This window comes from Micromonospora globispora, from assembly GCF_003857015.1.
In the GTDB taxonomy this organism is placed as follows: Bacteria; Actinomycetota; Actinomycetes; order Mycobacteriales; family Micromonosporaceae; genus Micromonospora; species Micromonospora globispora.
In genome coordinates this window covers 1-4,406 of the sequence record NZ_QGGF01000470.1, presented here as the reverse complement: position 1 = coordinate 4,406, position 4,406 = coordinate 1, and the positions used below count along the sequence as shown (strand labels likewise).

Below are 4,406 nucleotides of genomic sequence, written 5' to 3'. Positions count from 1 at the left end.
GAGCGGCGCCGGTGCCGACGACGGGCCCGGTGGCGGGCGCGGCTGGGGCGTCGCCCTCGTCCCCGGTTCCGGCGGCGCCGAAGGCGTCCCAGGTCTCCCCGGTCTCCATGCTCCGGGTGGCCCGGCTGAGCAGCACCCGATCGAACCCGGGGGAGTCCTCGACGGCGGCCGGTGCGGTCGCCCCGGCGGCCGGTGTCCGGTCCGGGCGGGGCAGGTCGCCGAGCCTCGGTGAGCGCCGCTCCGGGGACGGTACGGCGGCCCGGGCCACGGTCGCGCCGGGCCGCTCGGGCCGCCGGACCACCAGCAGAGCCGACGGGATGTCTAGCCGGGCGGTCACCCCGCCGCCCGCGGTCGCGGCCAGGTCCACCGTCCAGCCGTGCCGGCGGGCGCGCCGGCCCACCACGAAGAGCCCGAGCACCTCGGTCGGGGCGAGGTCCAGCCGTTCCCGCCGGGTCAGCCGGGCGTTCTCCTCGGCCAGCCGTTCCTCGGTCATGCCGATGCCCCGGTCCACCACGGTCAGCCGGGCGCCGCCGTCGGTCAGCTCACCGGCCACCACCACCCGGGTGTGGGGCGGGGAGAAGGCGGTGGCGTTCTCCATCAGCTCGGCCAGGGCCAGCACCAGGTCGCCGGCGACCGCGGGCGCGGCGGACACCCCGGGCGGCACCTGCACGTCCACCCGGGTGTAGTCCTCGATCTCGCCGAGGGCCAGCCGGACCACGTCGGCGAGCGGCACCGGGGCGACGTGGCCGTCGGTACCGGCCGAACCGGAGAGCACCACCAGGCTGCCGGCGTTGCGGCGCAGCCGGCTGGAGATGTGGTCGAGCCGGTAGAGGTGCTGCAGCCGGCCCGGGTCGGTCTCCTGCCGTTCCAGCCGGTCGATCAGCGCGATCTGCCGGCCGACCAGGTTCTGCGTACGCCGACCGACGTGGCCGAACATCTGGGCCACGTTGCGCCGGCCGAGGACCTGCCGTTCGACCAGCCGGGCGGCGGTGCTCTGCACCCGCTCGAAGGCCCGGGCCAGGTCACCGATCTCGTCGCGGGCGCGGACGTCGACCGGGTCGAGCCGGACCGGTGGCACCGATTCGGACTCGTCGTCGATCACCCGGACCAGTTCGGCCTCGGCGACCCGGGCCACCCGGTCCGCGGAGCGGGTGAGGCGGGTCAGCGGCCGGGCCACCGTACGGGCGACGGCCCTGCTGAGCAGCACCACGATGAGCAGGACCACGGACGCCCCGGCGCCGACCAGCCAGGCGGCGGTGAGGGCGTTCCGCTGGTCGGCGGTGGTCTCGGCGATGACGTCTGCGACGATCTTCTTCTCCACGAACTGGCCGAGGGTGATCATCGAGCGGACGGAGGGGAAGAGCGCGTCGAGCGGCACCGCGGCGATCGCGCCCACCGGATCCTTGACGCTGTCGGTGAGGAAGGCCGGAGTGGTCCGGGCCGCCACCGCCGCGTCGTCGAGCTGCGCCAGCTTGTACTGCTCCGGGGTGATCAGCTTGCGGAACCGCTGGTTGTCCACCTGGAGCGCGGCCATGCAGGCGATGTAGGCGGCGGACACCTTCGGGTCGCTGGTCGCCTTGACCAGCACGATGAGGGTGGCGCAGGCGCCCAGCCCCTCGTCGGCGCGGAGCAGCGCGTCCAGCGCGAGCACCTGCCGCCCGGCCGAGGTGTCGGTGTCCACGTCGAACGGCAACCGCAGCGCCTCGATCAGTCCCATGTCGACGGTGCCGAAGGCGTCCAGGATCTGAGTGGGCGCCGCCCGCCCGGCGAGCACGGCGGTCCGCAGGTCGGCCAGCTTCCGTACCCCGTCCAGGGCGCTGGTGATCTCGCCGGAGAGCTGGTCCCCGAGGTCGGCCCGCAGGTCGGCGACCCGGTCGTCGACGGCGTTCGACTTCTGGATCAGTTCGGTGCGGGTGACCCGGCCGAGCAGCAGGCCGACCGAGAGCAGCCGTTCCTGCTGGAGGTCCTGCACCAGGCTGCCGATCCGACTGGCGACCCGGACGGTGTCGGCGATGTCGCCGGCCCGCTGGGCGGCGGCCACCCGGTCGAACACCGCCGGTACGGCGAGCCCGACCATGCTGAGCAGCGGAATGATCACCAGTAGGGCGAGCTTGCCCCGGATCCGCAGCCTACCGAGCAGCATCGAAGGGCCCCCACCGCTCGGGTTCGCCGCCCCGGCCTGTGCCGGCCGGTTGGAGCTGGCGCGGCTCGGCCGGCGGCTGCCAGCCGTCCGGGAGGGGACCGGAGTCGTCCCGCTGTTCCTCGGCGGCCCGTCGGCGGGCCCGCAAGAACGCGGCGACGAGCAGCCCGGCCAGTACGCAGACCAGCAGCCCGGCGAGTGCGGCGGCGCCGACGGCCAGCCACCGGTCCCGGTCGAGCCGATCGATCCGCTCCGTCAGCAGGCCGTCGAGCTGGTCCAGGATGATCGGCTGGAGCTGCGTGGCGGCGGACTGCGCGTTGAGCCGGGCGGCGGCCACCTGGCTGGGGCCGATTCCGGTCCCCGACTTGCCGGTGGGCGCGGAGAGCGCGGCGAGCGCCTCGACGGAGCGCTGGTAGGTGTCCAGCGGCGTGAGCACGTTGGAGCCGAGGTCGGTGCTCTCCGAGTTGTCCACCGCGGCCCGCAGGTCGGCGACCAGGTCGGTGGCCGGTGCGAGCGCGGCCACCCGGAGGGCGGCCAGCTCGGAGCTGGTCTTCAGGCGCTCGCCGGCCGGGCGCTGGGCGGCCAGGGCGGTCAGGTCGGCGAGGCGTCCCGCCGCCACCATCGCCTCGGGCAGGTCGGCGCCGATGCCGTCCTGGAGGAAGAAGGAATCGGACTGCGGGTCGCGGATCAGCCCCGAGCTCTCCCGGACCTTCCGGTGCAGGGCCAGCAGCAGGTCGGTGACCTCCCCGTACGCGACGAAGGCCGCCTGCGGGTCGGTGAGCCCCCGGTCCGGCAGCGCCTCCAGCTTGGCGCGCAGCCCGGCCCAGCGTTCGTGGCTGCGCAGCTCGTCGCCGACCGCACTGTCCACAGAGGTGGCCTTCTCGACGGCGGCGGTCAGCGCCTCCCGTGACACCGGCCGCCCGTTGACCGCCGCGGACTGGGCGTCGACAAGCGCGTCGGTGACCGGGCCGAGGGCGCGCAGGTACTGCACGCCGAGCCGTTCCCGGACGGCCAGGTCGCGGTCGTCCCCGGTCAGTCGGTGGGTCTGCGCGAAGAGCAGCGCCACCGGGGCGAGCAGGGCCGCGACGAGCAGCAGGGGCAGGACCCGGCCCGGTACGGAGGGCCGGCGACGGGCCCGCGGCGCGGGGACGGTCATGGTCTGTCTCCTCCGGCGACGGCGGGAAACTGGTGACGGTGCCCGGGGTCGCCGACGCAGTCCCGCCCACCGGACCGGAAACTAGTCGACCCACGCGCGGACGGGACCGTCGTCGCTGAGTCAGCTTCATGTCACTTGCAGCGATGTCACACCATGTTGACCTTGCCACCACACAGCGTTCGATGGCAGGTGCGTCATGAACGGATGGAATGCGGTTTGCGGGTGAAGATGTGAATTCACGGGATCCGAATTCATCTCGCTGGGATGTTCTGGACGTTGCGCCATTGATCAGACTCGTTCGCCGAACGGACCGACCGGACGTACGTACGGCGGATCTCAGGTAACGCTCAGGATCCGCGCCGTACCGTGTGCCGCATGAGATCACCGCTGTCGGCCGCGTCGGTCCGGCGTGCCCTGGCGACCCGACGCCGACGGATCGTGGCGGCGTCGGTGGTGGTCGTCCTGGCGACGGCCGGCGTGGTCTGGGCGACCCGGCCGCAGCGGCCCGACTTCCGGACCGAGGCGACGATGGTGAGCGTCCGCTCCGGACCGGACGGCAACCAGCCGGTCGACCTGGACACCACCCTCTACCTGCCGGCGGACGCCTCCGCCGTGCACAAGGTGCCCGCCGTGCTGCTGGGGCACGGCTTCGGCGGTACCAAGGAGTCGGTCCGCTCCGACGCGGAGGACCTGGTCCGCCGCGGGTACGCGGTGCTCACCTGGACCGCCCGGGGCTTCGGCCGCAGCGGCGGCGAGATTCATCTGGACAGCCCCGACTACGAGGTGCGGGACGCGCAACGGCTGCTCGACCGGCTCGCCGCCCGCCCCGAGATCCGCACCGATGCGCCCGGTGACCCCCGGGTGGGCGTGGTCGGCGGCTCGTACGGCGGTGGCCTGACCCTGCTGCTGGCCGCCCAGGACCGGCGGGTCGACGCGATCGTCCCGATGATCACGTGGAACGACCTGTCCCGGGCGTTCCTGCCGGAGAGCACCGGCAGGGCACCTACCGAGGGCGTGTTCAAGAAGGGCTGGGCCGGCATCTTCTTCGGCGGCGGTGGCAGCGCCGGGTCCGGCCCGGCCGGGCTCTCCGGCACCGGCGCGGCCCAGCCC

The 4,406-nt window shown here is 74.0% G+C and carries 3 protein-coding genes; 1 reads left to right on the top strand and 2 read right to left on the bottom strand.

All coding sequences use genetic code 11. The features are described from left to right. Both DKL51_RS25245 and DKL51_RS25240 read right to left on the bottom strand, forming a co-directional pair. Positions 1-2,143: sensor histidine kinase (locus tag DKL51_RS25245; protein WP_124812576.1), on the bottom strand; the 2,143-nt coding region annotated here is incomplete at its 3' end. Continuing rightward, complete coding sequence (locus tag DKL51_RS25240) at positions 2,130-3,296, bottom strand: hypothetical protein (protein ID WP_109947157.1); 1,167 nt, start codon at positions 3,294-3,296, stop codon at positions 2,130-2,132. The genes DKL51_RS25240 and DKL51_RS25245, both read right to left, overlap by 14 nt. 375 nt (positions 3,297-3,671) lie before the next feature. On the opposite strand from DKL51_RS25240, the gene DKL51_RS25235 reads away from it, so the two are divergent. Beyond that, positions 3,672-4,406, top strand: a 735-nt coding sequence (locus tag DKL51_RS25235; RefSeq protein WP_124812575.1) for an alpha/beta hydrolase, incomplete at its 3' end; no start/stop codon positions are given.

What these genes read in the sequence shown, in the direction of transcription:
- DKL51_RS25240 (WP_109947157.1), bottom strand. Translation starts at nt 3,296, where the DNA reads ATGACCGTCCCCGCGCCGCGGGCCCGTCGCCGGCCCTCCGTACCGGGC.